1 protein-coding gene is annotated in these 279 nt (G+C 33.7%); it reads right to left on the reverse strand.

Annotated elements, in window-relative coordinates:
• Window positions 1-26: 26 nt before the first annotated feature.
• The coding region (locus CDN38_RS33770) for an LPXTG cell wall anchor domain-containing protein (protein WP_142361418.1) at window positions 27-279 on the reverse strand (253 nt) is incomplete at its 5' end.

The following is a 279-nucleotide window of genomic DNA, read 5'->3' on the forward strand; positions in this document are numbered from 1 at the left end:
TCGTTATATTAAGGTCATTTCGTTAATTATGATTCTTTTTCGTTTTTAGTACGTCTTCTAGCTAACAAAGCCGCACCTGTAATCAGTGCAAATTCTTTCAATGGTAAATTCATTCCTTCAGAACCTGTATTTGGAAGTTCTTTTTCAACTTTGCGCGATTCATGTGTCTCTTCTTTTTTAATAGGCGTACAAACTTTTGGAGCTGACTGAATTACTTTTGGTGATACTTTCGTCGCTTCAGCTGGTAATTTAATTGCTAAAATTTCATCAACAATCAAT

This window comes from Mycobacterium ostraviense (genome assembly GCF_002705925.1).
Classification (GTDB): domain Bacteria; phylum Actinomycetota; class Actinomycetes; order Mycobacteriales; family Mycobacteriaceae; genus Mycobacterium; species Mycobacterium ostraviense.